Annotated in this window: 23 protein-coding genes, 1 pseudogene and 1 riboswitch; of the genes and pseudogenes, 11 read left to right on the forward strand and 13 right to left on the reverse strand. The window is 53.2% G+C overall.

Features of this window, described 5'->3' with window-relative positions:
• Positions 1–11 precede the first annotated feature (11 nt).
• The 11 genes from PHE17_RS21760 to PHE17_RS20205 all read left to right on the forward strand — a co-directional run bounded on the left by PHE17_RS21760 (position 12) and on the right by PHE17_RS20205 (position 7,874).
• Positions 12–137, forward strand: coding sequence for a hypothetical protein (locus PHE17_RS21760; protein WP_363320159.1), 126 nt, complete (start codon positions 12–14; stop codon positions 135–137).
• Positions 138–149: 12 nt separating this feature from the next.
• A complete protein-coding gene (locus PHE17_RS20160; RefSeq protein ID WP_301017720.1) occupies positions 150–377 on the forward strand; it encodes a hypothetical protein in 228 nt (75 codons plus the stop codon).
• Positions 374–544 (forward strand): hypothetical protein, encoded by a 171-nt coding sequence (locus PHE17_RS20165; protein WP_301017721.1) that lies wholly within the window; start codon positions 374–376, stop codon positions 542–544. The genes PHE17_RS20160 and PHE17_RS20165 overlap by 4 nt, the downstream gene beginning before the upstream one ends.
• Positions 528–1,106: a hypothetical protein gene (locus tag PHE17_RS20170; protein ID WP_301017722.1), complete on the forward strand. Its 579-nt coding sequence runs from the start codon at positions 528–530 to the stop codon at positions 1,104–1,106. Before PHE17_RS20165 ends, PHE17_RS20170 begins: the two co-directional genes overlap by 17 nt.
• A gap of 93 nt (positions 1,107–1,199) precedes the next feature.
• Positions 1,200–2,852 (forward strand): hypothetical protein, encoded by a 1,653-nt coding sequence (locus PHE17_RS20175; RefSeq protein WP_301017723.1) that lies wholly within the window; start codon positions 1,200–1,202, stop codon positions 2,850–2,852.
• Positions 2,853–2,911: 59 nt separating this feature from the next.
• Entirely contained in the window at positions 2,912–4,801 is a 1,890-nt protein-coding gene (locus PHE17_RS20180) for a DNA translocase FtsK (protein ID WP_301017724.1), read from the forward strand.
• 76 nt (positions 4,802–4,877) lie between these two features.
• A complete protein-coding gene (locus PHE17_RS20185) occupies positions 4,878–5,573 on the forward strand; it encodes a DUF2786 domain-containing protein (RefSeq protein ID WP_301017725.1) in 696 nt (231 codons plus the stop codon).
• Positions 5,573–6,253, forward strand: coding sequence for a phage Gp37/Gp68 family protein (locus PHE17_RS20190; RefSeq protein WP_301017726.1), 681 nt, complete (start codon positions 5,573–5,575; stop codon positions 6,251–6,253). The genes PHE17_RS20185 and PHE17_RS20190 overlap by 1 nt, the downstream gene beginning before the upstream one ends.
• A gap of 316 nt (positions 6,254–6,569) precedes the next feature.
• Entirely contained in the window at positions 6,570–6,905 is a 336-nt protein-coding gene (locus PHE17_RS20195) for a thermonuclease family protein (protein ID WP_301017727.1), read from the forward strand.
• A gap of 170 nt (positions 6,906–7,075) precedes the next feature.
• Positions 7,076–7,351 (forward strand): hypothetical protein, encoded by a 276-nt coding sequence (locus PHE17_RS20200; RefSeq protein WP_301017728.1) that lies wholly within the window; start codon positions 7,076–7,078, stop codon positions 7,349–7,351.
• On the forward strand, positions 7,341–7,874 hold the full coding sequence (locus PHE17_RS20205) for a DNA-binding protein (RefSeq protein ID WP_301017729.1): 534 nt from the start codon (positions 7,341–7,343) through the stop codon (positions 7,872–7,874). Before PHE17_RS20200 ends, PHE17_RS20205 begins: the two co-directional genes overlap by 11 nt.
• An 85-nt stretch (positions 7,875–7,959) precedes the next feature.
• On the opposite strand, the gene PHE17_RS20210 is transcribed toward PHE17_RS20205, so the two are convergent.
• From PHE17_RS20210 to PHE17_RS20270, 13 genes and pseudogenes are all read right to left on the reverse strand, one after another.
• A complete protein-coding gene (locus PHE17_RS20210) occupies positions 7,960–8,139 on the reverse strand; it encodes a hypothetical protein (protein ID WP_301017730.1) in 180 nt (59 codons plus the stop codon).
• Positions 8,140–8,207: 68 nt separating this feature from the next.
• A pseudogene (locus tag PHE17_RS20215) lies at positions 8,208–9,418 on the reverse strand (IS256 family transposase).
• A gap of 91 nt (positions 9,419–9,509) precedes the next feature.
• Complete coding sequence (locus tag PHE17_RS20220; protein ID WP_301017731.1) at positions 9,510–10,961, reverse strand: cobyric acid synthase; 1,452 nt, start codon at positions 10,959–10,961, stop codon at positions 9,510–9,512.
• Complete coding sequence (gene cobD, locus PHE17_RS20225) at positions 10,949–11,944, reverse strand: threonine-phosphate decarboxylase CobD (protein ID WP_301017732.1); 996 nt, start codon at positions 11,942–11,944, stop codon at positions 10,949–10,951. Before cobD ends, PHE17_RS20220 begins: the two co-directional genes overlap by 13 nt.
• Positions 11,928–12,833: an adenosylcobinamide-phosphate synthase CbiB gene (gene cbiB, locus PHE17_RS20230; RefSeq protein WP_301017733.1), complete on the reverse strand. Its 906-nt coding sequence runs from the start codon at positions 12,831–12,833 to the stop codon at positions 11,928–11,930. Before cbiB ends, cobD begins: the two co-directional genes overlap by 17 nt.
• Entirely contained in the window at positions 12,830–13,042 is a 213-nt protein-coding gene (locus tag PHE17_RS20235; RefSeq protein WP_301017734.1) for a hypothetical protein, read from the reverse strand. The genes cbiB and PHE17_RS20235 overlap by 4 nt, the downstream gene beginning before the upstream one ends.
• The gene (gene bluB / locus PHE17_RS20240) at positions 13,035–13,706 is read right to left on the reverse strand and encodes a 5,6-dimethylbenzimidazole synthase (RefSeq protein WP_301017735.1); all 672 of its coding nucleotides are present in this window, start codon (positions 13,704–13,706) and stop codon (positions 13,035–13,037) included. The genes PHE17_RS20235 and bluB overlap by 8 nt, the downstream gene beginning before the upstream one ends.
• The gene (locus PHE17_RS20245; protein ID WP_301017736.1) at positions 13,703–14,356 is read right to left on the reverse strand and encodes a diphthine--ammonia ligase; all 654 of its coding nucleotides are present in this window, start codon (positions 14,354–14,356) and stop codon (positions 13,703–13,705) included. Before PHE17_RS20245 ends, bluB begins: the two co-directional genes overlap by 4 nt.
• Before the next feature lies 1 nt (position 14,357).
• Entirely contained in the window at positions 14,358–14,921 is a 564-nt protein-coding gene (locus PHE17_RS20250) for a hypothetical protein (protein ID WP_301017737.1), read from the reverse strand.
• A gap of 55 nt (positions 14,922–14,976) precedes the next feature.
• Positions 14,977–16,806 (reverse strand): TonB-dependent vitamin B12 receptor, encoded by a 1,830-nt coding sequence (gene btuB, locus PHE17_RS20255; protein ID WP_301017738.1) that lies wholly within the window; start codon positions 16,804–16,806, stop codon positions 14,977–14,979.
• 61 nt (positions 16,807–16,867) lie between these two features.
• A riboswitch (cobalamin riboswitch) is annotated at positions 16,868–17,071 on the reverse strand.
• Positions 17,072–17,521: 450 nt separating this feature from the next.
• Complete coding sequence (locus PHE17_RS20260; protein WP_301017739.1) at positions 17,522–17,722, reverse strand: hypothetical protein; 201 nt, start codon at positions 17,720–17,722, stop codon at positions 17,522–17,524.
• 200 nt (positions 17,723–17,922) lie between these two features.
• Complete coding sequence (locus PHE17_RS20265; RefSeq protein WP_301017740.1) at positions 17,923–20,352, reverse strand: hypothetical protein; 2,430 nt, start codon at positions 20,350–20,352, stop codon at positions 17,923–17,925.
• Between the two features lie 80 nt (positions 20,353–20,432).
• Positions 20,433–20,750: a hypothetical protein gene (locus PHE17_RS20270; RefSeq protein ID WP_301017741.1), complete on the reverse strand. Its 318-nt coding sequence runs from the start codon at positions 20,748–20,750 to the stop codon at positions 20,433–20,435.
• Positions 20,751–20,771: the final 21 nt, after the last annotated feature.

Consider the following 20,771-nt stretch of genomic DNA (forward strand, 5'->3'; position numbering starts at 1 on the left):
CCCTCAAGCGCATTTACCACTTGCCGGATGGGCAAGTTGAACTGCGCCCTGAGAACAGCGCCATGCAGCCGATGGTATACCCAGCGGCAAGTGTGCAGGTTCAGGGCAAGATGGTCGGCTTGTTCCGCGCTTACTGAGGAGGTGAAACCATGACCAACAACGCTTATTACCGGGCAGCACTTGCCAAAAAACACATTCCCAGCAAACGGCTAAAGGTCGGGAAATCACGCGGGGCCTATTACTGCGAGGTCAGCAGCACCCATGAGGGGACTGTCCGTAACGAGGCAGATACCGAACAGGCAGCAATCACCCTGACCATCAATGAGATGGATGGTTTGCAGATGGTCAACTGGCACAGCTTGGAGATTGCACCATGAGCACGGGCAAAGATATGCACTGCCTAAGACAGAAGAAGCGTGAGCAACGCATCCGCCGCCAACTTATCCAAGCGTTCAGCCTTGCAGGCGGGGACGCTAAGAATTGGGCGCTACGGCTTGGCTTCAAACTAGGGCTGGCGGGGGTGGTTTATGCACACCCACATTAACCCATCACTGCAAGCCTACCTGCTGACTGCATTCCTGCTGGTGTTGCTGGTGGTGCTGTTACGCCCACAAGGGCAATACGCCATCAGCCTGATGGTAGCAGGGGCAGTGCTGGCCTATGTGTTGCTGGCAACCTTGGGGCAGGCGGGCAGGGTTGCTTGCCGCCTTGCATCGGTCGAGGCAGCGGATACGCTGACCCTCCTGCATAAAGGCCGCAAGGTGCGGGTAAAGTTATATGGCATCCAAGTGCCGGAACGTACCCACCCGATGTTTGAGGCAAGCCGCCAAGCACTGGAACAGCACCTGCAAGGTCAAGAACTGGCATTCCTGCCTGCCAATCAGGCCAATAAACGGGCAGGGCGCATCAGCCGTGATGAGCGCCTGATGGTCTTTGCCGGGGGTTGGGATGTTGCTTTGCTGTTGCTGGCAGAAGGGTATGCGGGCTTGCAAAGTGATACAGCCATCACCTTGCCCAAGGCTTACCTTGATGCCCACGATGCGGCACAGGATGCAGCTATCGGCATCCATGCCGACACTGACAACGGACAAAAAACGGACATTTAAAAGGGTAGGGTGGCTAAGCACCCTACCCTTTCAGCACTAAAAGATTAATATCAGGAACTGGTTGCTTTTTCATCTATATGGAGGGGTCTCATTATGACCACAGAGTCAGAGATTGGTTTTTCACTGTCGAGCATTGCGCAACAGGATGTGTTCGTATTTGTTGCTGCATTGTCGGTTATTAGTGCGGTTGCAGCAATCATGAATTATAGGTTGCATAAGGACTTAGTTTATGCCGGGATGTTTTTTGCCCATATCCAATCATGGCAAATGTCCACCATCATGAACATGTTGTTTTGGTTTTTGTTGGGCGCAGGGATGGATAATATCGCTGCTGCCGTATTGCCCGCCTTGTTTTTCTGTGCTGACGTTGTGAAGGTGATTGTGCCACGTCAATGTGGTTACAGCAGTAGTATCGGCAAACGAATGAGTATCTGGTTTCTACGAGTTTTGAGCATTGCAGCAACCATTGGCCTTGGATCGCTATTTTCACAGCAGAGCGCCCTTGACTCCGAAGTCGCACAACTTGAACAAAAAGCTATTCAAGTAAGTATCCAAGCCGCCAATGTACGGTTGCAAAGCAACGCCCCGGATGCGGATAGCCTCGCCATACAAGATCAGTTGCGTGCCAAGATCACAGCCATCCAAAACCGCCCTGCCCTCACAGCATCGGGAAACCATGTCTATTTAAATGGAAAAAATACCGCGCCATCCACGGTTTGGGCGGCTACCCAAGATTGCAAAGCATCCAACAGGTACACAAAAGTGCCTAAAAATGGCTGCGAGGAGCTTGACCAAGCCCGGTCAAATCTGACCAGACTCACTTCTGGACTGACTGACCAAGCAAAAAACCTGACCAGTCAAAAGAAAGCCTATGATGAAGCAAAGATATCGTTGAAGGAGGTAAAGCCCACCCTTCCAGTCAATGACATGATTGCCGGACTACTCCGTTTCTTTGGGGTTAGTGCGGTCATAACAGATGATAACAAACTCATCTCATTGTTCTTAGGAGGATTTATCGCCATTGCTTTTGAGATAATAATTATTATCACCTTGACCCCATACATTGATGACACTGGAACAACCCCGCCAAGCCCCCCCGGAAAAATGGCGAAGCTGAAATTTCTTGTCCGCACCTTGCGCAAATTCGGCAAAATCGCCGGAAAATCGGGGGTCAGACAGGGGTCAGATGCGGGTCAGTTCCGGTCAAAATCTTGGTCAAACTTGGTCAAACCCGAAAACGGTTTGACCAACGAAGAAAACGGCCTATTTGAGGAGCCTGCGAAGCCAACCGAGATGGGTGATTTCAAAAATGCCACACTTTCAACAGTTGGTGAGTTGGTTGATTTTAATTTGGTTGGCGACGCGGATGGTGTGAAATTAAAAGATGGGCATAAACAAGTGCTGGTGTTGCTGATGCAACGTTACGGAGAGAATGCAGCAACTTGGCATTTCTACAAGCTGGTCAAGGAACAGTATGGCGAAGGCGTGAAAAAAGCATACATCGACGATGCCAAACTGATCCTGCACCGTAACGGTTACATGAATGCCATGCCGTATGGTAGCCGTGGGGTGAAATACGAATGGGTGGATGAACGTACCCTGCGCACAGTGATCCGCCAGAAACGTAGCGGCGTTGACGGGCAGAAAGTGGTGGCATTACGTCCGGCAAGCCAAGCCGTCAAGCCAACAAACACACAGGCAAGCACACCAAACCGGAACTGGAGCCTGAACTTGCAGCCAGCCTAATGCTGGGGCAAGGATCGGGTTACACGTCATACACACGCAAGGATTAAGGGGAAAACATCATGACTACTACCGCACTGACATTTATTACCGACGCAAAACGCCGCCGCGCACGCGCCAGTAAATTGAAGGCTGTCACAGGAAGTAATCCTGCTGTTGGGGTTGGGGATTTTGCTGGTACAGCAAATAAACCACCAGCCGATGGGGTGCTGGTGCAGCTATCCCACAAGCTGGCATGGGTAGGGCATATCCGCTTGCCCCGCATCAGTGTCCGCCCGGAAATGCTGGCAGGTGCTGGCCTTGGGGTGGCGGTTGGGGCAGGGCTGTACATAAGTTGGGATGCCATTGCCCACGCGATGGAGACAGTGGATGCCCAGTTGGTTGCGCCGGATTGGTACAAGCCTGCCCTGTCAGCATTGGGGCAGGCCAGCACCCTTGGTGTGGCGGCTGGCCTGTACAGCCTGCAATGGGCAGTCAGGACAGGTGCTAAACATCTGCCCACCAGCATTGCTTATGTGCTGTTAGGCACTGTGGCAAGCGCACCCGTGCTGACGGTGTGCGGGTTCAATGGCGGGATGGTGGGGCAGTATGTTGCCGGGCTATTGCAAGCCCAAGGTGTTGCCCCAGCGGTGGTTGCTGCCAGCGGCACATTGCTGGCCTTGTTTACCTCCATGCGGATTGGCAACCCACTGGTTAAATTGGCAATGCTGTTTGACCTGTTGGGTGGGGCAGTTACCAACCTGTTGCCGGAGGGCAAAGTAGAACCTGCGGTAAAAGTGCCGCCAGCCCCGGTGGTGGCAACAAACACCACGTTTGAAGATGCACTAAAGGCCAAGATGCAGGAAACGCTGGAAGCCTACAAGCTGGGCTATGCCAGTGTGCAACAAGTGTTGCGTGGGCCGGTGCTGACCACCTTCATGGTTGAAATCCCACTGGGCAAGGACACCAAGGAAATTGCCAAGCAGGACATCAATATTGGGCGGGCATTCCGTGCCAAAGGGCAGGTAAAGGTCGTTGAGCATGTATCCGGTACGGCATTCAGCGCGATTGAAGTCCCCAATGCCAAACGTGATAGCGTGGCACTGGCGGGGCTGATGGCAACGCCCGAATGGGCGGCGTTCGGGGCGGAACTGCCCATGCTGTTGGGTGTGGATGCACTGGGCAAGCCGATGATGCTGGACATGGCGAAAGCGGTACATTTGCTGGTGGCGGGTACGACAGGCAGCGGCAAGTCGGTGTTCGTGAACGCGCTGCTGATGAGCCTGATGTCGCGCATGACACCTGCCACGTTGCGCATCCACCTGATCGACCCGAAAATGCTGGAGTTCAGCCTGTACGAAGGCTCACCGTTTGTGGAAGGCGAAGTCATCACCGACATGGAACTGGTACGCCCCATGCTGGAACAGTTGGTGGGGAAGATGGAGGCACGCTACAAAGTGATGGCACACCACAAGGTGCGCAACATTGTGGAATATAACGCCAAAGCGGCGGAAACCGGGGAGTTCAACCCCATGCCCTACGGGTTGGTGGTGTTCGACGAATTTGCCGACCTGATCATGCAGGACAAACAATTGCAAAGGATGGCGAAGGTGAAGGACGAAGACGGGAATACGGTGGTTGTGACGGCTGCGGAGGAACTGATTGCCCGGCTGGCACAAAAAGCGCGGGCATCCGGCATCCACCTGCTGCTGTCCACCCAACGCCCGACAGCCGATGTCATCACCGGGCTGATCAAGACCAACGTACCCACCCGGATCGGCATGACCGTCAGCACCTCCAAAGACTCAATGAATATGTTGGACGTGACAGGTTGTGAAAAGCTGCTGGGCAATGGTGACGCTTACGGCATCTTGCCGGGCAATAAGGCGTTGCAACGTATCCACGGCGGGTATGTGGATGGGGATGAGATAGGGGCGCAGGTGGCGCAGCAGGTTCAGCGGTGGGGGAAATGAAGCCGATCTTCTGATTATGAACCAACATTTTGGAGCAACTGGGGCAAGTATCCCTGCAACTAAAGAGGCAATACAGATGAATAAATCAGAGGACACCAGCAAAATACTGGGGCGTATCGAAAAACTGATGGCAATGGCGGCACAACAGGATGCCAGCCCTAATGAAGCCGCCATTGCCTTAAAGCGTGCCCAAGCCTTGATGCAAAAGCATGGCTTGGGTGCTGAGGATGTGGCACTGAACCAAGTCAAGGGGGAGGATGCAGGAATGGTGAGCAGGAACAATTCAAGCCTTCCTGAATATATCACCATCCTAATTGAAGTCATTCCCAATGTGTTTGAGTGCCGGGCAGTTTGCGTCCACGGATGGAAAGGGACATCCGTGACTTACTACGGGTTCGGCACTGATTCTGTGTTGGCAAAATATGCCCTGCAAGTCTTGGCCCGCCAGTTGAAAGCGGCACGGGCTGGTTATTTGGAAAAGCTCCACCACCGGATGAAAAAAACCAATAAAACAAAGATGGCGAATTCCTTTGCGAAAGGTTGGATTTTGGAAGCTGGCGCTAAGGCAGGTGCATTACGCTCACAGATGCCCACCGACAAGAAAAACACCATCAAGGCATACACCGACAAGCATCTGGGGGAATTGGAGCAGGTCAAAGAAACCAGCACTCCGATAGTCGATAAGGCTTATTACGCGGGGATCATGGCAGCACAAGATGTCCGCTTACATCATGGTGTTGATGGCACAGGGCAATTGCGGATCACCCCCTAATGGCAGCACAAACCGAAATCGCATGGACGGACAGCACATTCAACCCGTGGTGGGGATGCCAAAAAGTGGGGCAGTGCTGCGACAATTGCTATGCCGCAGCACTGGACAACCGCACGGGTGGCAATTTCTTCCAGCAAGGCAAGCAACCGAAAACACTGTCAGACAGCTATTGGCAACAGCCGTTGCGTTGGCAGCGCCAAGCGAAAAAGTCAGGCAAGCACCGCAAAGTCTTTTGCGGCAGCATGTGTGATTGGACGGACAAGGATGCACCAGCAGACCAACGGGATCGCCTCTGGCAACTGATCCGGGAAACGCCCATGCTTGACTGGCAACTGCTCACCAAACGTGCCAGCAACATCTGTAAATGCCTGCCCAATGATTGGGGGAACGGTTACGCTAATGTGTGGTTGGGTGTAACAGTGGAAAACCAGCGGCAAGGCTTACGCCGGATGGCAATGCTCAAAGAAGTTCCAGCACAAGTACGTTTCCTGTCGATTGAACCTTTGCTGGAAGACTTAGGAAACCTTGACCTTGATGGTATCCATTGGGTGATTGTAGGCGGTGAGAGTGGGGGCAAAGCCCGGTCTATGCAGCCCGAATGGGTTGGGAATATCCATAGCCAATGCGAAAGCCAGAAAGTGCCGTTTTTCTTTAAGCAGTTGGGGGGCTTGGGGTGTTGATGGTGTCCGCCGTAACAAGGATGCCAATGGACGGGGATACTTGGGGAAGGTTTGGGAGGGGATGCCAGAACCATGAAAATCCGAACAGCACTGAATTATGCAAAAAAGATTCACGAAAGGCTCTTTCAATAACGCCATCAAAGCCTGTGATGGCGTTATTGAAAAATGGCAAATACCAAACTGAGATTGCCGAGTACTGAAATTGCGACACTGCGTACCGTCAAATCGGTGCAGAACATTGCCACCTGATGAATGTTAACGTATGTTGGTTCTGCCACCACGGCAGAGCCTTCTTTCCAACAGCGAGGATAACAACATGTACGAATATACTGCGATAGTACGCGAAGTGTACGACGGTGATACCGTAACAGTGGATGTCGATTTGGGACTATGCACATGGTTGCACGGACAGAAATTGCGCCTGTATGGCATCAACGCCCCGGAAATGCGCGGTGAGCAACGGGCAGCAGGGACTGTAACCCGCGACTGGTTACGAAGCCAAATATTAGGCAAAACCGTTACCATTAAAACCTACAAAGACCAAACCGAAAAGTACGGCAGGTGGTTGGCGGATGTATGGGCGGAAGGCCAAAGGGTCAGTGTGAATGAACAAATGGTTAATAATGGCTTGGCAGTCAGTTACTTGCCGTGACAGGTGGATCGTACATTTTCGTTCCACTGTACTGCTTCAACTAGGATTAACTTCCCATTGGGTGCGCATGAGGATAACTTTGGCTGAGTTTGTGTAGCATACCAATTTAGTTGTCATTTGACAACCTTGGCAGCAGCAGCTAACCTACACGAAAAGCAGGCAGGAACAACATGAGCCGTAGGAAACACCCTCACAAAGATATTGAAAGTGCCATCAAATACGCTGAAGAAAACGCTTGGCGGGTTGAAACGGGCGGCAGCCACGCATGGGGCAAGATGTACTGCCCATACAACGACAAGGAATGCCGCTGTGGGGAGTTCTGCCAAGCCAGCATCTGGAGTACCCCCAAAAGCCCAACCAACCACGCCAAACAAATAAGACGGGTCGTCGACAACTGTACAACCCACTCCAGCAACGAAACAGGGCAAGAAGCTAATGAGCAATAAAGAGTACGAGTTCACACTGAAGTTTTCCCTTCCTGATGCTGATGTAGACCCTGAAACCTATGTCAGCCAGTTGGGGGGGGCGGGTTGTGATGATGCCATCATCGGTATCGGTCAAAAAGGGAAAATCGCCCTGCAATTCAACCGTGAAGCGGACAACGCCTACAACGCCGTCTTGTCCGCCATCCGGGATGTGAAAAGCGTCATTCCCACCGCAAGGCTGATAGAGGCAATCCCGGATCTGGTTGGTCTGTCTGACATTGCCGACCTGATGGGCTTTTCTCGCCAGAATATGCGCAAACTCATGCTGTCCCATAGCATGACATTCCCTGATCCTGTCCATACTGGGGCATCCGCCATCTGGCACTTGTCGAATGTTTTGCAATGGTTTGAAAGCAAACAAAACAAACGTATTGCAGATAGCATCAAGGAAATTGCCGAAACCAACTTGCAGGTTAATTTGGTAAAAGAAACGGAAAGGCTTGATGTGACTTTCCAAGCAAGATTCTCATCTTTCGCTCGTTAAAGCCACAAGCGTGGAACAAATGAGGGAGCAAAAAGCCCGCCATTGTAGGGATTAGTGGTTTGAAATTATGAAAAGGATTGGTGGTTTAGGTATCTTCCCTAACCACTGCATACGCACGTAAGGCGGGCGGGATCGTCAGCACCTCCCACTCTGGTTCGAGAGGCGGGACGAGATGGCGCTGTTCGGCGATACACAAGCATTGCAGCAATACCGCTAACGGTACACCAAATGCCGTTCCCGTTTTACTGTCCTCGAATTCAAACAATGTCCCAAAATCCACAGGGAATGGTGGAGAGTGTAAATAATTCTGTGTAACTGCGTTTTGCCTATATTTCAGACAATGCCTTTGAGCCTGTCTTCAAACAGTATCACAAAGCGGTTAAGTGCGGACTTCCAGTTCTGAATCGGCATCGTCCATTTTCGTGAAGCCTGTTCGACGGCAAGGAAAATGATCTTTTTGGCGGAATCTTCGTTGGTGAACACTTTACGCTTCTTGACCGCCGCACACACCACGCTGTTGAGCGATTCGATGGCATTGGTGGTATAAATGGCCTTGCGGATGTCCGGTGGGTAGTCAAAAAAGGTGTTTAGGTTTTCCCAATGGTTGAGCCATGAGCGGCTGATCTGCGGATATTTGTCATCCCAGCGTTCACTGAACTGCTGTAGGGCAAGTTTTCCTTGTTCCTCGGTGCTGGCTTGGTAGATTTCTTTGAGGTCGGTGGTGACCGCTTTGTAGTCCTTGTAAGGCACAAATTTCAGGGAGTTGCGCACCATGTGGACGATACAGAGTTGGATGTCGGTCTTGGGGAACACGGTGCTGATGGCCTCCGGGAAGCCCGTTAGCCCGTCCACGCAGGCAATCAGGATGTCCTTGACCCCCCGGTTTTGCAGTTCGGTGAGTACGCCCAGCCAGAATTTTGCGCCTTCATTTCGGACAGCCACATCCCCAGCAGCTCCTTGTGGCCTTCGAGGTTGACACCCAGCGCGAGGTGAACCGCCTGATTGGTAACATTTTTTCCCTTACGGATTTTGACCACCATCGCGTCAAGGTACACAATTGGGTAGACCTGATCCAGTGGGCGCGATTGCCATTCCGTCACCCGCTCCAGCACCGCTGCGGTGACGTTGGACACCAAGGTGGGCGAGATGTCCGCGCCGTACATCTCTTGGAAGCAGTCCACAATGTCGCGGGTACTCATACCTTTGGCGTACAGATAGAGGATTTGGTCGTCCATCTTGGTGAAGCGCGTCTGGTTCTTTTTTACCAGTTGGGGGGTGAAGCTGCCGTCACGGTCACGCGGGGTCTGTATCTCAATCTCACCTTGGTCGCTTTTGAGGGTCTTGACCATACACCCATTGCGGCTGTTGCCAACTTCCGGCGTTTTGGCGTGTTTGTCGTACCCCAGATGATCGTCCAGTTCGGCATTCAATGCCGCTTCAACGGTGATCTTGAGCAGTGCCTGCGACAGTTGCTTCAGGTCGGCTTCCGTCTTCAGGTTCTTCACCAGTTCTTTGGCTAGGGCTTGCAGTTGTTCCTGTTCCATTGTGTCTTTACTTGCTACGTTTACCCTTCAAGGGTAGTCGGTCGGAGCAGTTACACAGATTGGTTTACAGTCTCGGGATTAGATAATAGCCCTATCGCAGCAGGCGTTGCACCGCATCCATAGCCAAATGTGACTCTAAAATATCCGCTAGGCGTTCCAATTGCTGCTCGCGTACCACATTGATGTCAAATGCTTGTGTTACCTGCAAACCTGCCCATTCCAACAGGGCTTGCAACGCTTCCGGCGAATCGAACAAGCCATGCAGGTAAGTTGCAAAGATTTGTCGGTCAAATGATTGTGCGCCATCGGGTTGCCCTTCCAGATGCACAGCGGGAAATTCTAGCGCGGTGCCCGTGCTGATACCGCAGTGGATTTCGTAGCCGTATAAGGGCGTATGGCATATACCCTCTCCCATTGCCAATACACCCAGACGGTTAGTAAGCTGCTTTTCATGGTGTAGGGTCGTTTCCAGTTCCAGCAAACCTAATCCGACATGGCTCGTCGGTATGCCTTCAATCCCATGCGGATCGTGAATCGCTTGCCCCAACATCTGCAAACCGCCGCAAATCCCAATCACTTTCCCGCCATAACGCAAATGCCGCTGAATCGCTGCTTCCCAACCTTGAGAACGTAACCACGCCAAATCAAACCCAACATTCTTACTACCCGGCAAAACGATCAAATCCGCTGCTGGAATGCTTTTCCTGTGTCCCACATACCGAAAATCCACCTGCGGATGCAACCGCAATGGTTCAAAATCCGTATGGTTACTGATGTGCGGGAGACGCGGGGCAATGATGCGAAATTGCCCGGAAGCTGCTGTACTTTCCGGCACGGCATCTTCCGCATCCAGATGCAGCCCATGCAAATACGGCAACACCCCCAGTATTGGCTTACCCGTGTGCTGCTCCAACCAATCCAACCCGCCCTGTAGTAACGCAACGTCGCCACGAAAACGGTTGATGATGAAACCTTTTACCCGCGCTTGCTCCGATTCGGACAACAATGCCAGCGTTCCCACCAAATGGGCGAACACCCCGCCCTTGTCGATGTCCGCCACCAGAATTACCGGGCAATCGGCACGTTCCGCAAAGCCCATATTGGCAATATCGCCTTCGCGCAAATTGATTTCTGCCGGGCTGCCCGCACCTTCCACCAGCACGTAGTCATACTCGACGCACAAACGCGCATAGGAATCGAATACCGCCGCCGCTGCCTTGGGTTTGTAGCTGTGGTAATCGAGGGCTTCGAGATTGCCGATAGAATGCCCTTGCAGAATAACTTGCGCCCCTGTGTCGGTATTCGGCTTGAGCAGCACGGGATTCATGTGGACGCTAGGAACAACGCCCGCAGCCTGCGCTTGCAAGGCTTGCGCCCGCCCGATTTCGCCGCCATCGGGCGTAACCGCGCTATTTAATGCCATGTTTTGCGGCTTGAACGGCACGACGGATAAGCCGCGCCGTTTGAAGACGCGGCACAGCCCCGCAACTAACGTGCTTTTACCTGCATCCGATGTACAGCCTTGCACCATTAACGTGGGCATGAGTAAATTCCTTGTTCCAGACGTAACCAGTCAGTTTCAGAGGCAGGCAAACCAAAGCGCAACGCCGCCGGTTCGGTGAATAAACGGGTGAGAATCCCTTGCGCTGCCAAGGCTTGATGGATTTCTGCTGCATGGGGTGAGGGCAGATAGCTAAACAACAGCGTACTTTGCACCGCTTCACCGTAATAGCGTTGCAATAAGGTGTGCAAATGCTCGCCCGCCAGCACCAAACGGCAACGTTGTTGCTGCTGCCACGCCTGATCCGCCAATGCCTGTTGCCCTGCCCAACGTGCCGGATGGCTCACCGACCAATCCCCCTGCAACACCGCTAAGGCTTGCAACACAGGGATTTCTGCCCAGACAAAGCCTAAACGCATCCCCGCTAAGCCGAAAAATTTCCCTACCGAACGTAACACCACCAGCCCCGCTTGCGGGTCGTGGTTAATCAGGCTTTGCGCGGGGGTAACATCCATAAACGCCTCATCCACCACCAGACAGCCACCGCGTTGTGCTAAGATTTGATGCCACTGCCGCAAGGTTTCCAGTGAATAAACGTGCGCGGTCGGGTTGGTCGGGTTGATCACCACCAGCACATCCAGCGTGGGCAAAACCGCATCCACTTGTGTCAGGTTTAACACCTGTACGTTGTGACCTTGTGCCTGCCATGCCTGCTGATGGCTGTGGTAGGCGGGACTGACAATACCGACCCGTTGCGGGCATGGAAAACAGTTCGGCAATAATTTAATTGCCTCCTGTGAACCGCTGACGGCTAACAGATACGGGCTGCCGTAATAATCGGCGGCAACGCTTTCCAGTCCATCCTCACGTTCCGGCAAGCGTTGCCAGCACACGGGCGGAACGGGCGGCAAGGGGTAAGCCCACGGGCTAATGCCAGTGGACACATCCAGCCAATCCGCCAAGGGAATACCAAATATCTGGCTGAAACGCCTTAATTGCCCACCGTGATTATGCGAAGAAAACACTGCCACCTCCCATGATCAAGGTGATGCCCGCCCACAGATACACGCCCCGATCCAGCAAGCGGATAGCGCGGGTAATCGCGGTTGCGTCCGGTATTGCCCCCGCACCGAGTGACGGGCGAGCTTTGGTTTGCCCCGCATATACCGCATCGCCGCCGAGTTGCACTTGCAACGCACCCGCGCCCGCCGCCATCACCACTCCGGCATTGGGGCTATACCAACGACTGCCTTGGGTACGCCACGCCCGCATCGCTGCTGCAAAATTCCCGCACAGCGCATACGTTAACGCCGTCAATCGTGCCGGAATCCAGTTCAACACATCATCCACCCGCGCTGCCCACTTGCCGAACCGTTCAAAACGTTCACTGCGATAGCCCCACATCGCATCCAGCGTATTACTCAAACGGTACAGCACCACCGCAGGCGCACCACCGATACACAACCAGAATAGGGGGGCAAACACCGCATCGCTGCCATTTTCCAGCACCGATTCAATGCAGGCGCGGCTGACCGCTGTATCGTCCAGTTGGGAAGTATCGCGGCTGACCAGCCAAGCGACTTTTTGGCGGGCTTGCGCAAGATCATCCGCCAGCAATGCTTGTTCCACCCATTGGGCGTGTTGGCGCAGGCTTTGCCAGCCAATCGCCAACCAACCGCAGAGAATACTCATCCAGAAACCGCCGAGCAGGGTGTCCAACCACCAAACGGCTGCTGTCAGCGGCAATACAGCCAAGCCCCACGCGAGAATGCCATAGGTAATGGAGCGGCGATTGAGGTGGGTTTCCAGCCAATTTGCCAGTTTGCCAAAGCCGATAAGGGGGTGAAAACGGGGTGGTTCGCCCAAGAGCCGATCCAACAGCAGGGCGGGGACAAGGGTTAGGGGTAAAATCATTTGTCCTGTGGCACTTCGCCTATCCATACGGCAATGATAATACCCAGCGTGAATGCCGCCAGTCCAGCTCCACCAAAGTAAATCAGAATGTCTTTCCAGCCGATGTGGGGATACCCCAGCACGACGAAAATATCACCCCACCAAACTAGTAAAACCAACGGCAACAATAGCCAGCAGGTGAACCCTACTTTAATAAAAAAACTATCCATTTGACTTGCCTCCATCATCTATCCACGCGGTTTCTAAAGATACCCGTTGCCGCCAGCCGTCCAATTCCAGCATGGGAACAGGGTAAAACGCTTCCACTTGTCCCAAACATAAAATGGCAATGGGTTTACTGCCAGCAGGCAACGCCAAAAGGGCTGCCAACGCTGCGGGGCCAAACATTGATACCCACCCCATCCCCAGATTTTCCGCACGGGTAGCCAACCATAGGTTTTGGATAGCGCAGGCAACGGAACACAGTGCCATTTCTGCGGGCATCGTGCGCCTGCCAAAGATTGTGCCATCATCTGGGGCAACAACCGCTACCCACACTTCTGCACAATCGCGAATGCCTTCCACCTTGAGGCGTAAAAAGTCATCCCCCCTATTTCCCAAGGCTTGCGCAGTAGCCTCACGTTCCGCCATTACCAATTGTGCTATGTGTTCACGTTGCTGCGTTTTTGCGATACGGATAAAACGCCACGGCTGCATCAACCCCACCGAGGGGGCTTGATGGGCTGCTTGCAGTAATCGCTCGATGGTCGCGTCGTCAATGCGGGTGTTGGGGATGAAATGCCGCATATCACGCCGCGCTGCGATAATACGGTAAAGGGTATCGCGTTCTTCCGTTGAGAAATGCGGCACATTGGTTGCAGGGAGTAGGCTCATGTTGCCAGCGTGAAATCAAGGAAGGTGTAGTTGTATTCGCCTGTGAAACTGCCCAATGCCTGTATTCTCAGTGGGCGTGAAAACAACGGCCCATCGGTCACAAAGGTATGAAATTCGCCGCCTTCACCGCAAACATCCACGCCGATAGCGTCCAATTCCTGCATAGCGATAGCATCCAGCTTGCGCCCTAACCAGCTTTTATCCAGTACACCTTGCTTGACGGCGATGATGTGCGTGGTGAAACCGACCGCGTGAAATTCCGCGAGTAGTGCCGAGTGCGCGTCTTCCCACAGCGGAAATAGCACTTCCAAACCGGCCTCTTCGCCGACCTGTTCCAGCCAGTCACGGTGTGCTTGAAGGTCAATATCACCCGATACCAGTGCGTCCGCCCTTTGCATTTTCGCGGCGGCTAAGGCTTGAACGTACACTGGACGATACCCTTCCCACGTCACAGACGGCGTGACCAAGGGTAGACCCATTGCCGCTGCCTGTTGCTGTAACACCGCCACAGGCAGGGCATGGGCGCGGGTACGCAAACCATCGGCTTCCAGCATGGTCAACAGCGCCTGCGGCTGATGCCCCGCTTGCATGGCACGGTACAAAGCGAGGCAAGCATCCTTGCCCCCGCTCCATGAACTGATCAGTTTCATGTTACTTGGCGTGTGCCAATGGGCGATTCACCATCGACACCGCAACGTGTACGAAGGTGCCGACCGTGACATACAGACCTGTTACGTACAAACCGTGCGGCGCGTATTTCACTAAACGGCTACCGAACTCTGCCATGTTCAATTCCGCGAACTTGCCGGAGAGGAAGTAAAAACTGCCGCTGGAAATGAGTTCGCAAGCAACAAATCCCACAACCACGGCGAAAATCAGTTTGCCCAGTGACGCTAGTGTTTCGCCCTGATATTGACCAGCAAACCAGCGTCCAGCGATGAACAGCGCACCGTAAGCGGGAACAAGTGCCACATACGCCTGTGACACACAGAAATCACTGACACCAAATTTCGTGATGGCAACGTAATCAATTGCCATCGCTATCGCCATGAACACCCCGAACGCCAGTACATTGCGCAGGTAGAACCCAGCGAGAAAAAAGACCGCCCACGATGCATCCAGTAGGTGGTCAACCACATGAGCGCGGGTAATCAGCATCGCCAGCAGCAGAATACCGCCGACCAGCCATTGGTTTTTTGTTGAAAGTGTGAACATATCGAATCTCCTAAAAACCCTCTTCCCTTGAGGAAGAGGGTTGGATGAGGGGTAATTACTTCGGCGCGTATTTCAACGTCACCAAACCGTTAATGCCGTCCTGATTGAACCCTTGCGCTGTTTGGTAATTCTTGTCGAGGGCATTCCCAATCTTTATACCAACCATCCAATCCTTTGCCATTTGGTAATCGGCACGCAAGTCAAGCGTACCATACCCCGGCAATTTTTTGGCTGGGGCATTGGCTACATCGTCGTAACGCTCACTTTCTGCGTGGATGCCCGCGCCTATACGGACATTACCCAACTTACGGTCAACATCAAGATTGGCAATTTGCTTAGGGCGGCGTTGCAATAACTTGCCTGCATTCGCACCAGTGGCATTTTTCGGCTGTTGCAAGGTAACGTTAGCAGCGACATCCCAACCTGCCACTTGCGTGGATGAACCCAACTCGATACCGCGAATAATTGCTTTGTCGATATTACTCGGCGGCCAAGAGGGAATCATGTCGTTGATCTTGTTCTCAAAAGCATTGACAGACCAACTTCCGTTTGCCCATTTTCCATCTAAACTGATTTCGGTATTTTTGGATTGCTCAGGTTTCAGGTTAGGGTCACCACCGCCAAATCCAGTATCAGGGTAATAAAGTTCATTAAACGTGGGAGCACGGAACGCTTTACCGTGGCTGGCTTTCAGACGCAGATTGTCTGTCAAATCATACCCGATAGCCACCGCACCAGTGTTGTGTTTGCCGAATTGCTCATTATCGTCACGGCGAGCAGACACTTCCACGTCAGTTTTACCGAAATCATGCTGGTAACTGGCAAACAACCCGTTATTCTTACGGGATTTGACGGTGTAGTTGGTGGTGCTGTCCACGGTGTCCTTTTGCTGGTCAGCCCCTACGGTCAGGTTGCCCGATTCCAATACCTGCACATCGGCTTGCAAGCTTGCCGTGTCACGGTTTGTGTTGAAACGGCTGGTAAATGCACCATTGCTGAAATGTTCCTGTGCATCTTTTGCTTGTCCAACTTGGGCGGTCAAAACAGTGCGCTGCCCAACAGGGGCTATCAGTTTGCCGGACAAGGCCGTGGTTTCAAACGTATTGGTCAGGTTGCTTGTGCCGGAAAACGGGTCGTAAGCGTTGTCACCCTCTGCTTGTAACAGGTTGGCTTCAGCTTGAACACCGCCTGCAAACGTATGTCCGGCACGGAAAGCAAGCTGTTTGCGTTCATAGCCATCGCGTTCCCCGGTTGTGTCTTGCGGCTGTGCGTTAATGCCGGAAGTACGTTCCGAACCGATACTCATGCTGTACCAAGTCGCTTTGTCGCTGCCTGACAATACAGCATTCACCGCTTGGGTGTTATGGCTACCAGCCTGCAAGGTCAGTTCCGGGTGAAATCCTTCCTTGCCTTTGCGGGTAAAAATCTGGATAACTCCGCCAATGGCTTCCGAACCGTAGAGGCTGGAGCGTGGCCCACGCACAACTTCAATGCGTTCAACTTGATCCAGTGGAATATCCTGAAACGCTGCTGTGCCACTGGTTGCGGAACCGATTTTGACACCATCGACCAACACCAATACCTGATTGGAGGCTGTGCCGCGCAGGAATACACCAGTCTGTTTGCCAGCACCGCCATTACTGGTGATGTTAATCCCCGGTACACGGCGCAGCACTTCCGGCAGGCTGATGGCTTGGTACTTCTCAATATCCTTGCGGGTAATTATGCTCACGGGTGCAAGCGTTTCATCCACCGTCCGCGCTTTGCGGTCAGCGGTGACAACAACGGTATCAAGGGAATTGGCGTCTTCTGCCAACACCAGCGGGGAAACAGACAGGCAAATAAAGGCAGTGCCTAACAGTGCGGCAAGCGGGAGTTTTTTCATAAAATAGTGTTCCGTATTGTGCGCCCACCGCGCACATTTACTGAAACAGTGAGGGGTAATCCATCACTGCGCCTTGTCAGGCCGGTCTCCGGGCTTGCAAGTGGAAAAGGGGCTTTTCCACTGCTACGCCTTCCCATGCATAAGGCACAGTGGCTTTGTGTAGCAGTTTGGCTTGCTTACCGTTGCGGGGGCAGCGTTGGTATTACACCAACTTCCCGTTTAACTGCGGTTGTAATACCGCAGCACCTGAACAGCCCAGCAAGATACGGGATTAGGCGGTAGAGAGTCAAATGCTTGGTGGTTTGGTTGCTTACCAACAAGGATGTCCCACTCAGAATGTTGTCCCATTTACCAATACATATGAAGTTGAGGTTAAAGCCCGGAACTTATGTCCGGGCATCCCCCACCATCATGCCCAACACCCTTGCTATATCATTGAATAGTTACCAGAAGTAGAAATATTGGGTGGTTAGGAAGTGTGCTGTGTAGAAATCAGTGAGGGGGCATCTACATCCGAATGTTTGATCAAGTTGGACACCACCCGTCGTGGGGATAGTTGTCATGCGGGGCTAGCAGTAAACTTGCCATGCTTGAGTCTTGTGAGAATGACTCCTCCGAATGGCCCGAGCACCACAGTTGCCTGCTACAGGTCGGTTCACCCCTGATGTATTGGGGGTGAACTGTTTTTGTGCGGCTTCTCCCTCTTAGTTGTTGCCTACGGCACTTCCTTGAACCCTATCACCACGACCAGCCCCGATGCCAACATGGCAATCCCCACCAGCCAGAAGGTTACGTCCAAGCCTTGCGCCCATTGTGCCAGCAAGCCCATGCCCAGCGCACCCACCGCGTAGCCAAAATCACGCCAGAAACGGTATACGCCGAGCAAGGTAGGGAAGCGTAAGATTCCCCCTTGCACTTTATTCCTTTTTTAGGTGAATTTTGGGGAATTCCAGTAAACCAACCCAAGTTGCCATCTTCCCGCTTGCAACCTTAGCACTTGGGCCTCACCCTGCACCCAGTTCCGTACTGGGTGTAAACCAGCCGAAAGAAGCGTTCACAGGCAACAGTTTCACCCGTTGTGTGGAGTTTTTGGGCAGTTGCCGACGCCACAGGGTATCAGGGCAATTGTTGGGTAATGATGTAGTTTGCGCTGAATGTGCTGTTGCTTGGGTGCAGCAGCACATTGCCCAGCAGTATGTTTACCTCGTTTGAGGGGCCTGCAAAGATGGTCGTGCCATCCATGTTTATGTCCGTGGTTTGATAACCATTGAGCCGGTAGTTAGTGCTGACCGATGTATTCCCCGCTGCAAGCAAGACATCCCCTAAGATCACACCTGTGTCGTTTGATGGGCCGTTTGCAATGGCCTGCGGGTCTGTGTTGGCATTACCTGCCCATAGCAAAGCGGATGTGTCGTAAGTAATACGGGCATCTTTACCGTAAACCGCCGTGGTGGTCTTGGTGAAATCAACCAATATCCCCGGTGAAGTCGCAGTAATGCTGACCGGCGTGGCGGTCAGCACACCCAAGTGGTTGCGGTGGCGTACTGAGACATAGTAGTTACCGGGCATCAGCCCCGCCAATAGCAATGAGGTGCTGCCGCTGGTGGCGTCCATCACATCACCATCACGTTGTACCAAGCCTGCTGTCCGTGCCTTGATGCTGGTTGGGGTGGCAGCGTCCCGTACTTCCACCAATACCCAGTCAACTGGCGCATTATTGCCGGTGGTGCTGAACAAGGAGGCATTCGCCATTTCTGTGCCGGTGTATTTGATGCTGCCGATATTGTAAGGCTGCTTAGTTGGCAGCAGGTCTTTGCTGCGCAGGCCATCTTGCATCAGTTTATTTGCCGTATTGTAAGCGCCTTGCAGCATCACGTTGACTTGCAACCGGATACCGGGGGGGATGAGGTCAAGGTAATCGGGGACACCATTGCCATTAGTGTCCTTTGCATCCGCTGGGCTACCATCACCGTTCGGGTCTGCATTCTCGGTTTTGGTGGGGATACCGTCGTTATTGTCGTCCGCATCGAGATAGTCAGGGATACCGTCCTTATCGGTGTCTTGGGCATCCACTGGGTTACTATCCTTATTCGGGTCAGGGGTCTCGTTCTTGGTCAGGAGTCCATCGCCATCATCGTCGGTATCCAGCATGTCAGCAACCCCGTCCCCGTCTGTATCCAACGGGTGTGCGGGGTCTGCGCCAATTTCGTTATTGTCACTGATGCCGTCGCCATCCGTGTCTTTGCTTAATGGGTTGCTTTTGCTGGTATTGGCTTCGTAACCGTCGGGCAAGCCATCCCCGTCAGTGTCCGCCTTGAGTGGGTCAGTCTTGGTGGTGTTCACTTCTGTGCCATCGGGGATGCCATCACCATCAGTATCGGCTTTGAGCGGGTCGGTCTTGCTGGTATTGGCCTCGTAACCGTCGGGGATGCCGTCACCATCAGTATCTGCCTTGAGTGGGTCAGTCCCAAGCACCTTTTCTTTCGCGTTGGTCAGGCTATCCCCATCCGGGTCAGCCAATGGGCCATCGGTGTTGTTGGGGTCAAGGTAGTCAGGGATGCTATCCCCATCGGTGTCCTTTGCATCCGCAGGGTTGCCATCACCGTTTGGGTCAGGGTTCTCGTTCTTGGTCAGAAGTCCATCACCATCATCATCGGTATCCAGCACGTCAGCAACCTCGTCCCCATCCGTATCCAGCGGGTGTACGGAGTCTGTGCCAATTTCGTTATTGTCGCTGATGCCATCCCCATCTGTGTCTTTGCTTAACGGGTTGCTTTTGCTGGTATTGGCTTCGTAACCGTCGGGCAAGCCATCCCCGTCGGTATCCGCCTTGAGTGGGTCAGTTTTGGTGGTGTTCACTTCCGTGCCATCGGGGATGCCATCGCCATCCGTGTCTGCCTTGAGTGGGTCGGTGCCAATGAGTTTTTCATAGCCGTCTTTCAGTCCGTCACCATCGCTATCCAAGCTGTCGTTACAATCAGCCGCCGCGCCGTAGTTGCCGAGGTAGTTGTTGTCGGAAGACGTACCCCAGCCCAAGTTGGTGAATTGGTTGCCGGGGTTAGTGTTGAGGGAGTTAGGCAGTTTATTAAAAGGGTCGGTGTCGCTATCCATCAGTGCGATGGGGCCGATACACTTGCCACTATTGGCAAAATTGAATACCTCTTGCTCAACCCCAAATTTCCATGCAAAGGCAGACGCTTTGACCGGGGTGAGGGTAAAGGATAAGTAGTCCGTACTGGTGTTCTCGGCCGGTGCATCCGTCCGTGAGTTATTTGACCAAATGGTATTGCTGATGGCGTTGAGTGGTGCATCCACCACGAACCTGTCAGCACCTGTGGCATGGGGGACACGGATAGTGACTTGCCCGGTCATGCTCAAGTCGGGGCTTGGTGTTGCGTTGGGTTTCATAAATACGTGGTAACGGTTATCGGCCATGTCCCAACGGATGGTGTATTCCAACGTCCGGGACGCCCAAGCAGTATTGCCTACCAGCAACAGTGCTGATGCGCACAGCCCGAGGTATCTGCGAAGTTTCTTGGATTGCATGGTTGGACTCCCTTGGTTATTGGCAATGGTCTAAGGTAGCCAACCATGCCTTAAAGGTGGTTGGCTACGTTACAGGGGTGTTATTTCGGGCAAACAACCGGGACGCCATAATTGCCTTTGTAATTGTTTTCACTGACAGCCCCCCAACCCAAGTTGGTAAACTGGTTGCCGGGATTGGTGTTGGCGGAGTTGGGGGCGGTATTGAACGGATCACTGTTTGCCATCAGGGGCACTTGTCCAGTCAGGCTGATGTCTGGTTTTGGTGTTACGGAAGAGATCACCGTCAGTTGGTAGGTTTTGCCGTCTGCTGCCAGTGCCAGTTTGTATTCGGGTACTCGTGCAGCAGATGCGGCTATGGCCCCCTTGGCAGCGGTTGCCAGTACGATGATGCCTGCCAGCGTTACGGTGCGGTGGGATGG

Origin of the sequence: Thiothrix sp. (assembly GCF_028714775.1) — a bacterium.
Classification (GTDB): domain Bacteria; phylum Pseudomonadota; class Gammaproteobacteria; order Thiotrichales; family Thiotrichaceae; genus Thiothrix.

Coding starts and splice junctions, on each gene's coding strand:
- PHE17_RS20195 (WP_301017727.1), top strand. CDS start 6,570: ATGTACGAATATACTGCGATAGTACGCGAAGTGTACGACGGTGATACC.
- PHE17_RS20245 (WP_301017736.1), bottom strand. CDS start 14,356: ATGAAACTGATCAGTTCATGGAGCGGGGGCAAGGATGCTTGCCTCGCT.
- PHE17_RS20200 (WP_301017728.1), top strand. CDS start 7,076: ATGAGCCGTAGGAAACACCCTCACAAAGATATTGAAAGTGCCATCAAA.
- PHE17_RS20185 (WP_301017725.1), top strand. CDS start 4,878: ATGAATAAATCAGAGGACACCAGCAAAATACTGGGGCGTATCGAAAAA.
- PHE17_RS20180 (WP_301017724.1), top strand. CDS start 2,912: ATGACTACTACCGCACTGACATTTATTACCGACGCAAAACGCCGCCGC.
- cbiB (WP_301017733.1), bottom strand. CDS start 12,833: ATGATTTTACCCCTAACCCTTGTCCCCGCCCTGCTGTTGGATCGGCTC.
- PHE17_RS20220 (WP_301017731.1), bottom strand. CDS start 10,961: ATGCCCACGTTAATGGTGCAAGGCTGTACATCGGATGCAGGTAAAAGC.
- PHE17_RS20205 (WP_301017729.1), top strand. CDS start 7,341: ATGAGCAATAAAGAGTACGAGTTCACACTGAAGTTTTCCCTTCCTGAT.
- PHE17_RS20190 (WP_301017726.1), top strand. CDS start 5,573: ATGGCAGCACAAACCGAAATCGCATGGACGGACAGCACATTCAACCCG.
- PHE17_RS20250 (WP_301017737.1), bottom strand. CDS start 14,921: ATGTTCACACTTTCAACAAAAAACCAATGGCTGGTCGGCGGTATTCTG.
- btuB (WP_301017738.1), bottom strand. CDS start 16,806: ATGAAAAAACTCCCGCTTGCCGCACTGTTAGGCACTGCCTTTATTTGC.
- PHE17_RS20165 (WP_301017721.1), top strand. CDS start 374: ATGAGCACGGGCAAAGATATGCACTGCCTAAGACAGAAGAAGCGTGAG.
- PHE17_RS20175 (WP_301017723.1), top strand. CDS start 1,200: ATGACCACAGAGTCAGAGATTGGTTTTTCACTGTCGAGCATTGCGCAA.
- bluB (WP_301017735.1), bottom strand. CDS start 13,706: ATGAGCCTACTCCCTGCAACCAATGTGCCGCATTTCTCAACGGAAGAA.
- PHE17_RS20265 (WP_301017740.1), bottom strand. CDS start 20,352: ATGCAATCCAAGAAACTTCGCAGATACCTCGGGCTGTGCGCATCAGCA.
- PHE17_RS20170 (WP_301017722.1), top strand. CDS start 528: ATGCACACCCACATTAACCCATCACTGCAAGCCTACCTGCTGACTGCA.
- PHE17_RS20235 (WP_301017734.1), bottom strand. CDS start 13,042: ATGGATAGTTTTTTTATTAAAGTAGGGTTCACCTGCTGGCTATTGTTG.
- PHE17_RS20160 (WP_301017720.1), top strand. CDS start 150: ATGACCAACAACGCTTATTACCGGGCAGCACTTGCCAAAAAACACATT.